Below are 16140 nucleotides of genomic sequence, written 5' to 3'. Positions count from 1 at the left end.
TATGTTGGTCGAGGCGGCTGAGGGTAAGGCGAAGAGCGGTATCTGGGGCCTGGATGATATCCTGGCTGGCGGATTCACGCGGGAGCATATGTTTCTGATCGAGGGGGCGCCCGGAACCGGGAAGACCACGATTGCGCTCGAGTTCCTGATGGAGGGCGCCCGCGCCGGCGAGAAATGCCTCTATATTACGCTGTCCGAAACCGAGCGCGAATTGCGGCTCGGTGCGGCCTCCCACGGCTGGACGCTCGACGAGCGCATCGAAATCTACGAGTTGTTGCCGCCGGAGAGCCTGCTCGATTCCGAGCAGCAGCAGAGCCTGCTCTATTCCTCGGACCTCGAACTGGGCGAAACCACCAAGCAGATCTTTGCCGCCGTGGATCGCGCGCAGCCGGACCGGGTGGTGCTGGACAGCCTTTCCGAGATACGGCTGCTGGCGCAGAGTTCGCTGCGGTACCGTCGCCAGATTCTGGCGATCAAGCATTATTTCTCGAATTTTGGCGCTACCGTGCTGTTGCTGGACGATATGTCCTCCGACCTCGGCGACAAGACCATCCACAGCGTTGCGCACGGCGTGTTGCGGCTGGAGGAACTGGCGCCGGCCTATGGCGCGGAGCGGCGTCGTGCGCGCGTCATCAAATATCGCGGCGTCAAATTCCGCGGCGGCTTCCATGACGTCACCATTGCCACCGGCGGAATGAACGTGTTTCCGCGGCTGGTGGCCTCGGAACATCGGACAAGCTACAAGAGGCGCAAGCTTTCGAGCGGGATCGCCGAACTTGACCAGCTTCTCGGCGGCGGCATCGAGAGCGGATCGAGCACGCTGATCCTGGGGCCGGCGGGGACCGGCAAGTCGCTGCTCGCCATCGTTTTTCTCGTGGCCGCGGTAGCGCGGGGTGAGAAGGCCGCCTTCTTCGTTTTCGATGAAGAGTTGGGCTTACTGTATGACCGCATGAAAGGCCTTGGGATCGACCTCGAAGCGATGCAGCGCAGCGGCAACCTCTCCGTCGAGCAAGTCGACGCTGCCGAACTGTCGCCTGGCGAATTCGCCCATCGCGTTCGAAAGCGGGTCAATGAGTCCAACGTCAAGACCGTGCTGATCGACAGCCTCAACGGTTATCAGGCTGCGATGCCCGAGGAGAATTCGTTGATCCTGCACGTGCACGAGTTGCTGCAATATCTCAATCGCCAGGGGGCGACGACATTCATGACCGTCGCGCAGCACGGCCTGGTCGGCGACATGAAGACGCCGGTCGATGTTACGTATCTTGCGGATACCGTGGTCCTGCTGCGCTATTTCGAGGCCATCGGCAGTGTGCGCCGGGCGCTGTCGGTCATCAAGAAACGCACCAGTGCGCATGAAGCAACGATCCGCGAATATCGCATCGACAACCGCGGCCTTACCCTCGGCGGGCCGCTTGTCGGCTTCCAGGGCGTGCTGCGGGGCGTTCCGGTCTATGTCGGCGAGGGCAAACCTCTGCTGGAGGACCAGGAGCTGTGAAGGCTGGTCCGTCCTCCGAGCGGGCCCTCATTCTCGCGCCGAAAGGCCGCGACGCTGCGGTCGCGTCTGCGTTGATCCGCGAGGCTGGCTATCACGCGCAAGCCTGTGAGGATCTTCCAGCGTTGCTGAGCGAGATCGAGGTCGGCGCGGGTCTTGCCGTGATCGCCGACGAGGCGATCAAGACCGCGGACCTGCGCAGTCTCGTCAACTGGCTCAGCGATCAGCCGGCATGGTCCGATTTCCCGATCGTCTTGCTGACGCATCAGGGCGGCGGTCCCGAGCGTAACCCCGACGCGGCGCGGATCGGGCAGGCGCTGGGGAACGTGACCTTTCTCGAGCGGCCGTTTCACCCAACCACGCTCGTCAGCATCGTCGGCTCCGCCGTGCGTGGAAGGCGCCGGCAATACGAGGCGCGTGCGATCCTTGCCGATCTGACCGAAAGCGGAGAGCTGCTGCAAACGGCGCTCACGGCCGGTCAACTCGGCGCATGGGAGCTGCATCTGCCCGAGCTTGTTTTCGAAGCCTCGGCAGCCTGCAAATCCGCATTTGGACGCGATGTGGAGGGCCCGTTCACATATCAGGACCTGGTGCGCGCGATCCATCCCGACGATCGCGCAAGACGCGAGGCAAGCATCACGCGCACCCTCGAACAGGGGGGCGATTACAACATCGAATACCGCAATATCTGGCCCGACGGTTCGCTGCACTGGGTCGACGTGCGCGGCCGGCCGGTGTATCGCCCCGACGGCAGCCTAAAGTCGTTGGTCGGCGTTTGCTCCGACATCACCGCGCGCAAGACCGCCGAAATCGAGCGGGAGAATCTGCTCGCCCAACTCGCCGCCGAACGCACCGCGCTGGCAGAGTTGACCTCGACGCTGGAGCAGCGCGTCGAGCAGCGAACCGCCGACCTGATCAAGGCGGTGACCGCGCGCGAGAAGGCGCAGGAACAATTGCGCCAGGCCCAGAAGATGGAAACCATCGGCCAGCTCACCGGCGGCGTCGCGCACGATTTCAACAACCTGCTGATGGCGGTGATGGGAAACCTCGACCTGCTGCGCAAGCGAATCCCAGACGATCCGCGCCTGCACCGGCTGGTTGACGGCGCGATCCAGGGCGCTGAGCGCGGTGCATCGCTGACGCAACGGTTGCTGGCCTTCGCCCGCCAGCAGGACTTGCGCGCGGTGTCGGTCGACCTGCGCGCCTTGATCGAGGGGATGGTCGACCTGCTTCAACGCTCCCTCGGCCCCCGTGCCGAATTGCGCCTCGATATTCCCCGGGGCCTGCCTCCGGCGCGGATCGATGCCAACCAGCTCGAGCTGGCGATTCTCAATCTCGCCATCAACGCCCGTGACGCGATGCCCGATGGCGGCAGGATCTATATCTCCGTGGCAGAATATCAGACGACGGGCGAGGTGGCGCTGGGGCCGGGCCGCTATCTCAAGCTCTCGGTCGCCGATACCGGGAGCGGCATGTCACCGGAAATACTGAAGCGGGCGATCGAGCCGTTCTTCTCGACAAAGCAGGTCGGCAAGGGCACCGGGCTTGGACTATCCATGGTGCACGGGCTCGCGGTGCAGCTTGGCGGCGCGCTCCAAATGACGAGTGCCGTCGGGAAAGGCACCAGCGCAACGCTGGTGCTGCCGATCGCCACCGTTGCGCCGGTAGCCGAAAGCCCGGTGCTGCCGGCGGAAAAGCTCAAACGCAAGGCGGTCATCCTGTTTGTCGACGACGACCCGCTGATTGCGATGTCGACCACGGAAATGCTGGAAGATCTCGGCCATCAAGTGATCGGCGCCGACTGCGGCCAGCATGCGCTGGACATTCTCAAGAGCGAGCAGCCGCTCGACCTGATGGTCACGGACCATATGATGCCCGGCATGACCGGGCTGGAACTGGCCGCGGCGTCGCGCAAGGTGCGCCCTAAACTACCGGTGCTGCTGGCCACTGGCTATGCCGAGTTGCCTGACGGGGCGCAACTCGACCTGCCGCGCCTGGCAAAGCCCTATCATCAGGACCAGTTGCGCGATCAGCTCGATCAATTGCTGGCATGATCGGTTTCCGTTAGCCCACCATCCGGTCGCGGCCGGTCCAGAAGCTGGCCTTCAGCACCTTCTTGTCGACCTTGCCGACACCGGTCATCGGCAGTTCAGTGACGAACTTGATGTGCTTGGGCGCATGCGCCGAGCCTTTTTTCGCTTTCACCAGGTTGATCAGTTCATCTGCATCGGGCTTGGCGCCCTCGCGCGCCACGACCACGGCGGTGACGGCCTCGCCCCATTTGTCGTCGGGCACGCCGACCACGGCGACCATCGCCACATCGGCGTGCTGCGACAGCACATCCTCCACCTCGCGCGGAAAGATGTTGAAGCCGCCGGAGACGATCATGTCCTTCTTGCGATCGAGGATGAACATGTAGCCGCGCTCGTCCTTGCGTGCGATGTCGCCGGTGTGCAGCCAGCCGCTCCTGAGCGTCTCCGCGGTGATGTCCGGCCGTTTCCAGTACTCGGCCATCACGTGACCGGCCCGCACGCAGATCTCGCCGGCCTCGCCGGTGGCGACCTCCTGGTCGTCATTGTCCAGAATCCTGACCTGACAGGCGGCGATCGGGAAGCCGCAGGACAAGAACAGCTCCGGGGTCTTGGGATCGTGGTCTTTCTTGCGCAGCACCGACACCGGATAGCATTCGGTCTGGCCGTAAAGCTGCGAGAACACGGGTCCGATCCGCTCGATGCCTTCGACCAGCCGGCTCGGTGACATCGCGGAAGCGCCGTACAGCAGCAGTTCGAGCGAGGAGAGGTCGGTCTTGTCGAGTGCGGGGTGGTCCAGCATCACATAGATCATGGTGGGCACGAACAGCGTGAAATTGATGCGCTCGCGCTCGATGGTCTTGAATACCGCCTCGGGATCAAAACCCTTCAGCATGTGGACGGTGCCGCCGCGCATCAGCGTCGGCAGCACCTTTGTGCCGGCGACATGGCTGATCGGCGCCACCGTCAGATAGCTCGGCGTCTGCGGAATTTCGAAATCGGCGAGGATCGCGCTGGTGAAACCGCTGGCCTGGCGGTGATGGCGCAGCGCGCCCTTGGATTTGCCGGTGGTGCCGCCGGTATAGTTGAGCGTCGCAATATCGTCGGGGCCGGCGAAGTTGCACGCGGTGGCGCTGCCGGCGGCCTCGATCGCCTGCAGCAGATCGGCGCCGTAGTCCGCCGGGCCGAGCGTGAACACCGTTTTCAGGCCCGATGCCCTGGCGGCGAGCTCGCCGCCGCGATCGCGGAACGTCACGCCGTCGACCACCAGCAACTGCGCTTCGGAATCCTCCAGTTGAAACACCTGGTCGTCCAGCGAACCCAGCGGATGCAGCCAGGTGATCGCCAGCCGCGACAATTGCGCGGCGACGCCGGCACACCAGGTATCGGCGCGGTTGGCGGTGAGAAACGCGACGCGGGTGCCGGGCTCGAAACCGAATTGCATGAAGACGGCTTGCATCCGCCCGATCATCCCGGTTGCGCCGCGATAGGTGATCGAACCACCCGGCCAACTGAAGGCCGTCCGCTCCGGATAGCGCGCCAGCGCCCGCAACGTCTGCTCGCATGCCGTCGGAAACGCGTAGAGCGGATGGCTCATTCTTTCTCTCCCGCTTGTTTTGTAATTGGCCTTCGTCCGTGCCAATGTTCTGCACCATAGCGTCTAGCCCGGGAAGTGACACTTTGCCAACGATCGACCTGCAAACGCGCTTTCGCGACCGGCTCAGTCTGCCGCTGATCGCGGCGCCGATGTTTCTCGTCTCGGGCGCAGACCTCGTGGTAGCCGCATGCCGTAACGGCGTGATCGGTTCGTTCCCGACGGTGAACTGCCGCAGTCCCGAACAACTCGACGAATGGCTGACGGACATCGATATCAGACTGAAGGCGCACGCGGATGCAAGCGGCAAACCGTCAGCACCGGTCTGCGCCAACCTGATCGTGCATCGCTCCAATGCGCGGCTGGAGCAGGATCTGGCGGTGCTGCTGCGGCACCGGCCCGAAATGGTGATTACCTCGGTGGGCTCGCCGGCCCCGGTGATCGGGCCGTTGCATGATGCCGGTGCGCTGGTGTTTGCCGACGTCGCCTCGATCCGCCACGCCGAGCGTGCCGTTGCCGCCGGCGCCGACGGACTTGTGCTGCTGACGGCCGGCGCGGGCGGCCAGACCGGCTGGCTCAATCCCTTCGTGTTCGTGCGCGCGGTGCGCGCGTTCTTCGATGGATCATTGGTGCTGGCGGGCGGCATCGCCGACGGCCACGCGCTGCGCGCGGCCGAGGCGCTCGGCTGCGATCTCGCCTATATGGGCACAAAGTTCATCGCCACGCGCGAGAGCATGGCGGATCCCAGATACAAGGAACTGCTGGTGACCAGCAGTGCCGACGATATCCTGCTGACGACCGCGTTTACGGGGTTGCAGACCAACATGCTGCGCCCATCGATCGAGGCGGCCGGTCTTGACCCGGATAATCTGCCGCAGCGCGGCGCGATCGACATCGGCAAGGACATCGACATCGGCGCGCGCGAGAACCGTCCAAAACGCTGGAAGGACATCTGGAGCGCGGGGCATTCGGTCTCGGGGGTGGATGCGGTACTGTCGGTGGACGAGCTGGCGCAGCGAACCCGTGACGAATATCGTCTGGCGTCGGCGCGGATCGACCTGCGGTAGCTGCGCGCGCTGTTTTTTGGAGATCGATGTGATGGAATACATTGCCGATGCAATGCCATATGCGCGGGCTGGCTGGCGAACTGCCTCCCGTGCAACCGCGATTTCGACCGTGCACGCCCTTTACCATCAGGCCGACGAGGTGATCTGTTTTGGCGTGAAACTGTCCGGTCCCGTTCGCGAACTCGTCAGTACGGTGGTCGACCCTTTCCTGATCGCGATCGATGCGCAAATGCGTGGTAGCGGCCTTCCCGGCGATTGCGGCCTCTTGCCGCGCTCCGTATCCGGATTTGACCTGCTCGGTTACCTGTCCGGGGCGGAGCGCCGCCTCATGCAAGGCTGGTCCGACCCCGGCTGGCCAGATGACATTCGCGTCGTCCACGTTTTCCCCTGCTATGCATGCGAACTGAGTGCGGCTTGGCCGACGCAACGGTTCGCATCCATCGTACGCGACCTCCAGGTCCTGGATATCGCGCGCACGCCCAGCCCCTACATCGAAATGAAGATGCGCGGAGGCAAATCAAAACTCCTGATCAAGAATTGGTCGCACGAAACTCTTCGATCGACGCTGGTCTACGCGAAAATACTGGCTGAGGAGCCCGAAGGCGTTCTCGAGGTCAAGAATCTGATGGGTGATGTGCTGGCGTTCAGCAAGGCGGATGGCTGGCACGCGTATGAAGACCGGATTACGGCACATGCGCTTCGATCGAGCCTTGCCTGACGGCTGCAAAGGCTAATTCGCCACGAAATACCAATCCTTGTCGTAGCGGACGAGCTGGCTCGGAGGCCTGTCCTCGAACTCGAAGAACTTTTTGGGATCGCCGCCCGGCGGCACGCGCAGGAAGCCGGTGAAATAATGCTTTAGGCCGCGCGAGGTTAGGAACAGCACATAGGTGCCTTCGTCGGTCTCATCGACGACGATGTCATTACCTTGCGCGGAAACGTTGGGCTCGCGGTCGCCAAGGGCGATCAGGTTCTTGTTGTAGGCGACGTTGGGCTTCAGTTCGCCGGCTTCGACCTGCGCCACGATCCGCTCGCGGTCTTGCCGGTGCCACCGAAAGTTCTGCTGAAGCGCGATCTGATGCAGCGGGGCGTAGGCGAGGATGGCGAGCGTCGCGGCGCAGATCAGGAAGGGGAGGGCGAAGCTCGCGCCGTCAGAGCGGATTTTCAGCAACAGCGTGGCGGACCATACGAGACAGCAGAAGAACGCCAGCGCCAGCAGCGGCACCGCCGCGAGCAGGACAAAGCCGGACGGCCAATCCGCCATCGCCAGCTCGAAGGTCGTTACCGCCAGCGTGACCGCTGAAACCGCGATGGTCGCCGCCAGGGGTCTGCGGACCAACGGCCCGGTGGCGGCCGTTGCCGCCTGAGATATCTCAGCCATGCCGGCTGTTCCGCTCCGCCGCTCGCCTTCCCGGCCCGTGCCGATACGAGCTTAACGCACTGTTAACCATATCAGGCTCAACAATAGCCCCAGAGGATGGCTGGCCGCCATGGTCGGCCGGGCAAATCTGGAAGGGGCTCGACATGGATCTGGAGCGGTATTTTGGCAAATCCCCCGCCACCCTTGAGGAAATCCGGCGGCGGGTGATGTTCGCGCTCGACCGGCATCCGCTGTGCCGCGGCATCGAATTCGACGTCGTCAGCATGCCGCGCAACCGCACGAACAACTGGACCGTCACCCTGCAGGCGATCGAACCCGACCAGCTGTGGGAAGCCTCCGATATCGTTGCCGATATCCAGGAAGCCTACGAATTGGCCGCGGCGGCCTGATTCGGGCTCGTTTCGGGGCGATTTCCCCCGATTTTTGATGGTGTTGCGGCCCGAATGGCATCGTAACGCCTCAATTGTCGTTCAGTTCTGGGCAAAAGGGCCAAACGTCGGCGGGAATGGAGACCTTTTTGACCAAAACAGTGACGATTGTTGCGCTGCTCGGCTTTCTCGTGGTTGGCGCTGCCGCCACCGCCGTTATCGGCCGGGATATTGTACCTGCTCCGTCCGAGCAGGCCGCGGCTGCTGCAAAGCCGCCGGTGTCGAACAAGGAAGCCAAGAAGGACCGGCTGGCCGTCGTCAGTTACGCGCTCGCCGCCTATGAGCCGCCGCAGACAACCGCCGCCTTGAGCGAGCCGCTGCGCCAGGCCTATGCCTCGGTTGCGCCCGCCGATATCGGGCTGCCGAAGGAAGTGGTTCCTCCCACGCCGACGGCGCCGGCCACAGCGTCGCAAAAGCCCAAACCCGTCGTCGCCAAGCCGCAACCGCAGAAGAACTACGCCCTGCTGAGCGACGTGCAGATCGCCGGAATCAAGGACCGGCTGAAACTGTCCGCCTCGCAGGAATCCTACTGGCCGGCGGTCGAAACCGCGTTGCGCGCCGTCGCCCGGAAGATCCACGCCGGCCGTCAGGCCAACCCGAATGCCGCGGGCATGCCGATCGATCCCGACTCGGCGGAAGTCCAGCAGTTGAAGTCGGCGGCGATGCCGCTGCTGTTCCAACTGCGGGAAGACCAGAAGAACGAAGTCCGTTCGCTCGCGCGCATCATCGGCCTGGAAAAAGTCGCTTCGATGATCTGAGCATCCGGCGCTGCAAACGCAGCGCCGTCGGTTCCGGTTTTCCTCACCCAACCGCGCCGGAACATCGGCCCATGCCACGCGTTGGCCGCGTGGATGATGGGAGCCGAAACATGCGGACATCAACGGCGTATTTTGCAGGCGTGGGAACCGTGATCGTCGCGATCACCGCCGGTCTCGGCGGCGGCTATCTCGCCGCCAACATTGCCAACTCGCCCTCAGGGGTTTCCAAGCTGGAACGCAGGATGTCGGCCGAGCCGATTTCGGTTGCGGCGGCGCCAGCACAGCCGGTGCCGCCACCGGTCGCGTCGAACTCTGCCGCCGCGCCCGCTCGGGAAACGCAGCCGCAAACGCAGGTGGCCGTGCCGGCCGATAACGCAGTCGCGTCTTCTAAAACTATCACCCGTGCCGAAGACAAGCCGACAACCGATATCGTGGCCGTGCAGCCTGCGCAGCCCGCGACGCAATCCGTAAAACCGATCGAATCGAAGTCGGTCGAACAGGCCGGCGAAAAAGCCGCGCCGTCACGCGAGGCCTTTGCGAAAGCCCGCGACCTCGACCTCAGGCGCGCCGAAGCGGAAAAGCGTCGCGCCGAGCGGCGTCAGGCCTGGGCCGAGCGGCGCAGAGTTCAGCCCCGCGATGAGGAACTTGAGGCAGTCGAAGAGCGGGTCCGTGAAGTAACCGAGCCACGGCGAATCAGGATCCGTGAAGAAGACGAGCCGCGAGAGATGTTCGCGGAACCGGCGCGAGTCGAGATGCCTCGCATCAGGCTGTTCGATCGCGGCAACTGATTTCCGTCCGGGTTGGATGTGGCGTCCCGCGAGCGCGTTGATGTTTAAGGCGTCATCGCGCCCGACAATCTTGTTCGGCGCTTCCGGTAGCTTAACCGCCGCGTGATTCCACCACCTTGCGGCAGCTGTCCGACAGTTTCTCCTTGTTCGCCTTCAGGCACGCGTTCATCTGCGGCGGCTTGCCGACGTGTTCGGAGCAGAGTTTTCCGGCATCCGAGCGACAGGCCATCTGCTCCTGCAGCGATGGGCCGGACTGCGCGTAAGCCAGCGAGCTTGCCGCAAGCGACAGGATTAACGCAGCGGCCGGAATGCGAATCGTTTTCGTCATGGATAACCTTTCGAAGGAAGCATGAGGGCTGAAGCGCGCGAAAACTCGTCGAGGTTACGCTTGGGGTCCATGCCATGTTCATGGCGGCGAAGAATCGACCTGCAATCAATGCGTGCAGAAGCGGCGCGTGCCTGCGCGCACCATTTTCATGGGATGTTGCCGAACCCTTCAATCGATCATGTACGTCTCGCGTCGGCTGCGGTGACCGATCGGCACATCGCAAGGAGCTGCACGCCCAATTCGGGAGAGATGCGAGATGTTGAAGAAGGCAATTTTGCTGAGCGCTGGTCTGGTGCTTGCGGCCATCGCCGTCGGCGGTGTGGGATCGGCGCAGGCCGCCGTGGTGTACTGCAAGACCGTCGGCGTGCCGAAGGGCTGCGTGGCGCGGCCGACGCCGGTCGCGGCGGCCGCTGTTGCCACGCCGGCCGTTGGCGTCGGTGCCGTCGGTGTCGGGGCTCCCGGTGTCGGCGTTCGTGCCGGCACGCCGATGAACCGCGGTGGTCCGGTCAATCGCGTCGGCCGTCGCTGAGCGAGATCAACGACTATCCCGCAGCGCCGTCGCTGTCGGGAAAGCGGTGCGGCAAGGTCAGCCTCACCTGTGTGCCTTGAACGTCCCCTCGGAGGCAGGAACTCAATTCCAGCTCCGCGCCGCAGCGTGCTGCGCGGCTTCGCATGTTGCGCAAGCCGCGCGCCGCCTTGATCGAACCGGCCGCCGTACCCTCCGGCGTGACCTCAAACCCCCTGCCGTCGTCCTCGACGGTGATGCAGCCGCGCTCCATTCCATCGGCGCCCGCCAGCGTCTCGATCCTCACCGTGATACGTTTGGCATCGGCGTGCTTGACGGCATTGGTCACGGCTTCATCGAGCAGCCGCACGATCTGGATGACGTGCCACGGCCGCAATTCGGGATGCACCGGCAGGCCCTGCGCCGTACCCGCGCGCCAGTCCAGCGCGATGCCGTGCGGGCGCAGCTGCGCCAGGGCGCGCTCGCGCCACGAGCCGAGCGACAGCATCAGGTCGCCGCCGATGTCGTCCATGGAATCGATGACGAGCCGCAGGTCCTTCAGCGCCGCGCGCGCCGCGTCGGCGATACCTTCGCCGCCATTGCCGCGTTCACTCAGGGCCACGATGCTGACGAGCTGGCCGCCGAGCCCGTCATGCAGGTCGCGCATCAGCCGCGTGCGTTCCCGAGCCAGCGCCGCGGCGCGGGCGCGCTCTTCCTCGCGGACAAAACTGGCCTTCAGCTTTTCCTCGGTCACGCGCACCTGCGCGACGAGACGGCCGGCAAAACTGTCGACCTCGTTCAGCGCGCGGGCAAACCGCCAGGTCAGCCCGGCGCCGATCGCCACCAGCATCGCCGAATAGGACAGCCGCGAGACGAAGATGCGGTTCGGCACCACCTGGAATACCGCGAGCATGTCGGCGATCCAGCACGTCAGCATGATCGTCACCGCGCAGCCGAGCAGAAAGCTCGCGACGTTCTGCCGTTTCAGCGCCGAACGGGCGGTGATGACGGCCATCAGGACCAGCGATACGCCGACCATCGGAACGGCGAGAACCAGAAACAGCCCGCGCACCAGCGCCTGGTTTCCCAACAGGCCGGCCAGCGCGAGCAGCCCGCCGGGGAGGAACAGGATCCAGCCGTAGCGCGGCCATTTCATGCCCGAGAACAACAGCGCAAACGTCAGCACCAGCGCGCATTCGATCGGCGCGGAGGCGATCAGGACGACGTTGAGCCGGGATAACGGCGTCACGTCGCCCATCGGTGTCTGCAGAAAAGCCTGCGCGACGCCGACGGCCATGGCGGCGGCCAGCACGCCATAGGCCGGCTCATGGCGCCGCATCACCCACATGATGCCGAGAATGACGGCGAGAATCGCCTGCCAGGACGAGAACACCACCGGCAGGGTGACGAAGATCAGCGTCCGCAGATTATAGCTCGGGCGCAGCAATTCGTCGGGGCCGACCGAGATGCGATCGAGAAATCCGGTCACCGGCCCCCAGATGAACAGCCGGATCGATATCGCGTTGTCGCCGTCGTGCAGCAGCGACGGCGGAATCACGGCGATCGCGGGCGCATTGCGATCCGGCCGGTTGGCGGCGGGATCGCGCCGGCTATCGAGGACCGCGACGCCGTTGACGGTGACCTCGACGCCGTTGGTGAAGCGCGGCAGGAACACCGACCAGGCGTGTCCAGCCTCCTCGGCGGGACGAACGAATTTTCCGCTGAAGCGCGGCGGATCGGCCATCGCATTCCGAAGCGACGAGAAATACGGCAGCGTCACCGCGCGTTCGGCGCCGGCCTCGGTGAGATTGAACGCCGTGACCTGATATTGCGCGGGAGGTCCGGGGAGCGACTGCAGCAGCGCCAGCACGCAGAGGCCGGCGATCGCCGCCTGCAGCAACAGATACTGGACGAGGCGCGACGTCCGCAGCGGCCGCCATTCGCGGGCCGGGCGTTGTTCCGCCGTCGCGTCCCCGCCGCGACCGTTCACAACCGGATCAGGCCTTGCTGGACCGCCTCGAACACCGCTTCGCCGCGGGTATGCACTTCCAGCTTGCGATAGATGTTCTTGATGTGCCCGGGCACGGTCTGGCGCGACAGGCCGAGATGGCTGGCGATCTCGGCGTAGCTGAAACCCTTGGCGATGCCCCAGAGAATGTCGATCTCGCGCGGCGTCAGCTTGGCGGTGTTGAGGGCGGGGCCCGGCGGCGGCTCGGGCGTGTTCTGGGTCCGCCGCACGATGAAGCGCGCGATCGAGGCCGAGATCGGCGAATGGCCGGCGACGAGGTCGCGCACGGTGGCGGCGATGTCGGTCGGGAACGCGTCCTTCAGCAGATAGCCGGTCGCGCCGACGGTGATCGCCGAGATCACGCTTTCCTCGTCGCCGAGGATCGAGATCACCATGATCTCGGTATCGGGAAAGCGCTGCCGCGTTTCGCGGATCAGGTCGACGCCGTGGCCGTCGGGCAGTTGCAGGTCGGTCAGCAGTACGCGCGGCGCGCCCTGCGCAAGACAGGCCCGGGCTTCCGCGAGGGTGCCCGCGGCTTTCACCTGGTATCCGGCCTTGCTCAAGGCATCCTGCAGCCGCCACAGCGTCGGCGCGTCGTCCTCGACCAGCACGACCGTAATGGCTTCCGCCGGCGATCCGTCGCCCAATGAATTCATCTGAAAAACTCCGGCCGCCATCCCCTGCGAACCTGGCCTAAGTGTAACGCCATAGTTGCATTTTACGACACCCATGTTCATGGGGCGAAGCTTCTGCGCAATTCAAGGGAGAACGCGCGGTGGAAAAGGCTTATACGATTGCCTCGCAACGAGGCTCTCAAATGTCGAAGCTCCCCCCAAATCTCCCGCCGGACACGCAGTCATCAGAACGGCGCCTTGCCGTCACGCCCGATGACGTCACCGCGGCCGCCGCCGCCATCGCCGGTTCGGTCATCGTCACCGAATGTGACCGGAGCCGGACGCTGAGCGAGATCTGCGGCTGCCAGCTCTGGCTCAAATTCGAGAACCTGCAGTTCACGTCCTCTTTCAAGGAGCGCGGCGCGCTCAACCGCTTGCTGGCGCTGACGCCGGAGGAACGGCGGCGCGGCGTCGTCGCGATGTCGGCCGGCAATCATGCGCAGGGCTTGGCCTATCACGCGAACCGGCTCGGCATCCCCGCGACCATCGTGATGCCCGAGGGCACGCCGATGGTAAAGATCGAGAACACCAGGCGACACGGCGCCCAGACGGTCATTTCCGGCAAGACGCTGGAGGAGGCCGCCGGGTTTGCGCGTATGCATGGCAAAGCCGAGAGCCTCGTCATGGTCCATCCCTATGACGATCCCCTGATCATCGCGGGGCAGGGCACCATCGCGCTCGAAATGATCGCCGCCGCGCCGCAGCTCGAAATGCTCGTCGTCCCGATCGGCGGCGGCGGTCTCATTTCCGGCATCGCGGTTGCGGCCAAGGCGCTGAATCCGGAATTGCGGATCATCGGCGTGCAGGCGCAGCTCTATCCCTCGATGTACAACGCCATCAAGGGCGAGGGCCTGCCGATGCGCGGCGACACGCTGGCCGAAGGCATCGCGGTGAAGGCGCCCGGCGCCATCACCACCGAGATCATCCGCCGTCTCGTGGATGACATCGTGCTCGTGACCGAAGACCAGATCGAGCGCGCGGTGGCGATGCTGATCGCGATCGAAAAGACCGTGGTCGAGGGCGCTGGTGCTGCGGGCCTCGCGGCGGTGCTGGCCGCGCCGGAACGCTTTGCCGGACGAAACGTCGGCCTGGTGCTGACCGGCGGCAACATCGACACGCGGCTGATCGCTTCGGTGCTGACCCGCGAACTCGCGCGCGAGGGACGGCTGACGCAGATCGCCATCGACATCGTCGATCGCCCGGGGCAATTGGCGGCGGTCTCGGCGCTGTTGGCCGAAGCCGGCGCCAACATCATCGAAGTCTCGCACCAGCGCACGTTTTCCGACCTGCCTGCCAAGGGCACGTTGCTCGAAGTCGTGATCGAAACGCGGGACCGTGCGCATCTGGAAAATGTGATGAAGCGGCTCGGCGAGGCGGGATTTACGGCGTGGCTGGCGGGGCGGCGGTGATTTCAATTCACCAGCCGCACCGCGCCGGCATCGCTGACATCATAGCCGCCGAGCTCGCCCGCTCGCTCGGGAAATCCTGCACATCGCATGAAGCCGAACAGCGCCTGCGGTCCCTTCATGAAATAGTCGCGCTGCCGCATCACGAGGTCAAAGCGCTCCCAGGCCAGCGGCAGGAAATCGAGCCCGGCTGATTTTGCCACGCTTCGCGTCGCGATCCCGCAATCGATGCGACCAGAGCGGATCGCCTGGGCGATGTCGGGGCCGGTCGGGAAGGCCGGCTTTGCCAGCTTCAGATCGTCCGGCGCGATGCCGGCGCGCGCCAACAGCGCGAGCAGCAGCAATTGCGCGCCGGCGCCGGCCGGGCGCTGCGCCATCCGCGCGCGGGAGCTCGCGATCGAGGCCATGTCGCTCAGATCAAGCGGATTGCCTGATGCAACCACGATGCCTTGCTCGCGCCGCGCAAACGCAATGACCACGCCATCGTGCAATCCCGCCGCGTTGGCAACCGCTTCGGGATTGGCGGCTTCGTCGTCGCCGTCCAGCCGATGCAGATGAATGGCCGCGATCATCACCTCACCCCGGGTCAGCCGCCGCAGGCCTTCCTCGCTGCCCTCGGGCAGGCTGGCGAGGCCGGAATGGCTTTCGCGTAGCGCCCATTCCAGCAGCGGATCATGACTGCCGCCGACGATCGGCGGCGCGGAAACCTGCGTCAGGCCAGCGGGCGCGATCAGCCCGGCGGAAACCCAGCGGTCGAGGGCGGCGCGCGAAAACAGCCAGCGTCCGGTGACCTTGCTGCAGGGCACGGCGCGGTCCGCCACCAGCTCGTAGAGCTTGCGTTCCGAAAGCCGAAGATAGTCGGCCGCCTCGTCGGTCGTCAGCAGTTCCCGCATAGGCATTAATATGCACCTGACTGCAGTGTTTCTGAAAATTGACCATAAAGGTGCTATCTGCGCAAGATGGCTGCCCAACGGAATTTGTAGATGCCGACCGACGCCACCGCCCTTCAACTCGTGCTCAGCGGCGATCCCGCGCTGTTCGCGATCGTGCGGCTGTCGCTCTATGTGAGCCTGTCCGCCGTCATGCTGGCGGCGCTGATCGGCATTCCCCTCGGTGCGCTGATCGCGCTGACGAAATTCCCTGGGCGTCAGGGCGTCATCGTCCTGCTCAACGCCCTGATGGGCCTGCCGCCGGTGGTCGTCGGCTTGGCCGTCTATCTGGCGCTGTCGCGCTCCGGGCCGCTCGGCGCGTTCGGCCTGTTGTTCACGCCAGGCGCGATGATCATCGCACAGACCGTGCTGGTCACCCCGATCATCGCCGCGCTGACGCGGCAGACCGTCGAGGATCTTTGGCTCGAATACCGCGACGAACTCACCGCGATGAATCTCGGTCCCCTCGGCCGTGTCGCGGCGCTGATCTGGGATGCGCGCTTCAGCCTGGTCACCGCGCTGCTGGCCGGCTTCGGGCGTGCGGCGGCGGAGGTCGGCGCCATCATCATCGTCGGCGGCAACATCGAAGGCTTCACCCGTACCATGACGACGGCGATCGCGCTGGAAACCTCCAAGGGCGACCTGCCGCTGGCGGTCGGCCTCGGCCTCGTACTGATCGCGATCGTGATCGCCGTCAACGCGCTGGCCTGGACCGCGCGTCGCGCCGGCGAACGAATGGCGGGATGACC

The 16140-nt window shown here is 64.9% G+C and carries 16 protein-coding genes; 10 read left to right on the top strand and 6 right to left on the bottom strand.

Annotated elements, in window-relative coordinates; genetic code table 11:
* Position 1: 1 nt before the first annotated feature.
* Entirely contained in the window at positions 2-1498 is a 1497-nt protein-coding gene (locus QUH67_RS31775; protein WP_300943642.1) for an ATPase domain-containing protein, read from the top strand.
* The gene (locus QUH67_RS31770; protein ID WP_300943640.1) at positions 1495-3549 is read left to right on the top strand and encodes an ATP-binding protein; all 2055 of its coding nucleotides are present in this window, start codon (positions 1495-1497) and stop codon (positions 3547-3549) included. The genes QUH67_RS31775 and QUH67_RS31770 overlap by 4 nt, the downstream gene beginning before the upstream one ends.
* Before the next feature lie 10 nt (positions 3550-3559).
* Here QUH67_RS31770 and QUH67_RS31765 read toward each other — a convergent pair whose 3' ends face one another.
* Positions 3560-5122 carry an AMP-binding protein gene (locus QUH67_RS31765; protein WP_300943639.1) on the bottom strand — a complete coding sequence of 521 codons (1563 nt, stop codon included), beginning with the start codon at positions 5120-5122 and terminating at the stop codon, positions 3560-3562.
* 83 nt (positions 5123-5205) lie between these two features.
* Here QUH67_RS31765 and QUH67_RS31760 point away from each other — a divergent pair, with 83 nt between their 5' ends.
* Both QUH67_RS31760 and QUH67_RS31755 read left to right on the top strand, forming a co-directional pair.
* Complete coding sequence (locus QUH67_RS31760) at positions 5206-6186, top strand: NAD(P)H-dependent flavin oxidoreductase (RefSeq protein ID WP_300943637.1); 981 nt, start codon at positions 5206-5208, stop codon at positions 6184-6186.
* Positions 6143-6904: a hypothetical protein gene (locus tag QUH67_RS31755; protein WP_300948318.1), complete on the top strand. Its 762-nt coding sequence runs from the start codon at positions 6143-6145 to the stop codon at positions 6902-6904. Before QUH67_RS31760 ends, QUH67_RS31755 begins: the two co-directional genes overlap by 44 nt.
* A gap of 12 nt (positions 6905-6916) precedes the next feature.
* Here QUH67_RS31755 and QUH67_RS31750 read toward each other — a convergent pair whose 3' ends face one another.
* Entirely contained in the window at positions 6917-7567 is a 651-nt protein-coding gene (locus QUH67_RS31750) for a hypothetical protein (RefSeq protein ID WP_300943636.1), read from the bottom strand.
* Between the two features lie 143 nt (positions 7568-7710).
* Between QUH67_RS31750 and QUH67_RS31745 the strand changes: the two genes are divergently transcribed.
* The 3 genes from QUH67_RS31745 (at position 7711) to QUH67_RS31735 (ending at position 9541) form a co-directional block, all read left to right on the top strand.
* Entirely contained in the window at positions 7711-7956 is a 246-nt protein-coding gene (locus tag QUH67_RS31745; protein ID WP_300943634.1) for a hypothetical protein, read from the top strand.
* A 128-nt stretch (positions 7957-8084) separates the two neighbouring features.
* Entirely contained in the window at positions 8085-8753 is a 669-nt protein-coding gene (locus tag QUH67_RS31740; RefSeq protein WP_300943633.1) for a hypothetical protein, read from the top strand.
* Between the two features lie 149 nt (positions 8754-8902).
* Positions 8903-9541 (top strand): hypothetical protein, encoded by a 639-nt coding sequence (locus QUH67_RS31735; RefSeq protein WP_300943632.1) that lies wholly within the window; start codon positions 8903-8905, stop codon positions 9539-9541.
* A 91-nt stretch (positions 9542-9632) separates the two neighbouring features.
* Here QUH67_RS31735 and QUH67_RS31730 read toward each other — a convergent pair whose 3' ends face one another.
* Positions 9633-9869 (bottom strand): cysteine rich repeat-containing protein, encoded by a 237-nt coding sequence (locus QUH67_RS31730; protein WP_300943631.1) that lies wholly within the window; start codon positions 9867-9869, stop codon positions 9633-9635.
* Between the two features lie 256 nt (positions 9870-10125).
* On the opposite strand from QUH67_RS31730, the gene QUH67_RS31725 reads away from it, so the two are divergent.
* Positions 10126-10398, top strand: a complete 273-nt coding sequence (locus QUH67_RS31725) for a hypothetical protein (protein WP_300943630.1) — start codon at positions 10126-10128, stop codon at positions 10396-10398.
* A gap of 13 nt (positions 10399-10411) precedes the next feature.
* Here QUH67_RS31725 and QUH67_RS31720 read toward each other — a convergent pair whose 3' ends face one another.
* The gene (locus QUH67_RS31720; RefSeq protein ID WP_300943629.1) at positions 10412-12364 is read right to left on the bottom strand and encodes a sensor histidine kinase; all 1953 of its coding nucleotides are present in this window, start codon (positions 12362-12364) and stop codon (positions 10412-10414) included.
* The gene (locus QUH67_RS31715) at positions 12361-13038 is read right to left on the bottom strand and encodes a response regulator (RefSeq protein ID WP_300943628.1); all 678 of its coding nucleotides are present in this window, start codon (positions 13036-13038) and stop codon (positions 12361-12363) included. The genes QUH67_RS31720 and QUH67_RS31715 overlap by 4 nt, the downstream gene beginning before the upstream one ends.
* Before the next feature lie 161 nt (positions 13039-13199).
* On the opposite strand from QUH67_RS31715, the gene QUH67_RS31710 reads away from it, so the two are divergent.
* A complete protein-coding gene (locus tag QUH67_RS31710; protein WP_300943627.1) occupies positions 13200-14465 on the top strand; it encodes a threonine ammonia-lyase in 1266 nt (421 codons plus the stop codon).
* 2 nt (positions 14466-14467) lie between these two features.
* On the opposite strand, the gene QUH67_RS31705 is transcribed toward QUH67_RS31710, so the two are convergent.
* The gene (locus QUH67_RS31705) at positions 14468-15361 is read right to left on the bottom strand and encodes a helix-turn-helix transcriptional regulator (RefSeq protein WP_300943625.1); all 894 of its coding nucleotides are present in this window, start codon (positions 15359-15361) and stop codon (positions 14468-14470) included.
* Positions 15362-15445: 84 nt separating this feature from the next.
* Here QUH67_RS31705 and QUH67_RS31700 point away from each other — a divergent pair, with 84 nt between their 5' ends.
* A complete protein-coding gene (locus QUH67_RS31700; protein WP_300943623.1) occupies positions 15446-16138 on the top strand; it encodes an ABC transporter permease in 693 nt (230 codons plus the stop codon).
* The last annotated feature ends 2 nt before the right edge of the window (positions 16139-16140 follow it).

The sequence above is a fragment of the Bradyrhizobium roseum genome (assembly GCF_030413175.1).
GTDB lineage: Bacteria > Pseudomonadota > Alphaproteobacteria > Rhizobiales > Xanthobacteraceae > Bradyrhizobium > Bradyrhizobium roseum.
This window is presented reverse-complemented; position numbering and strand designations above follow the sequence as displayed.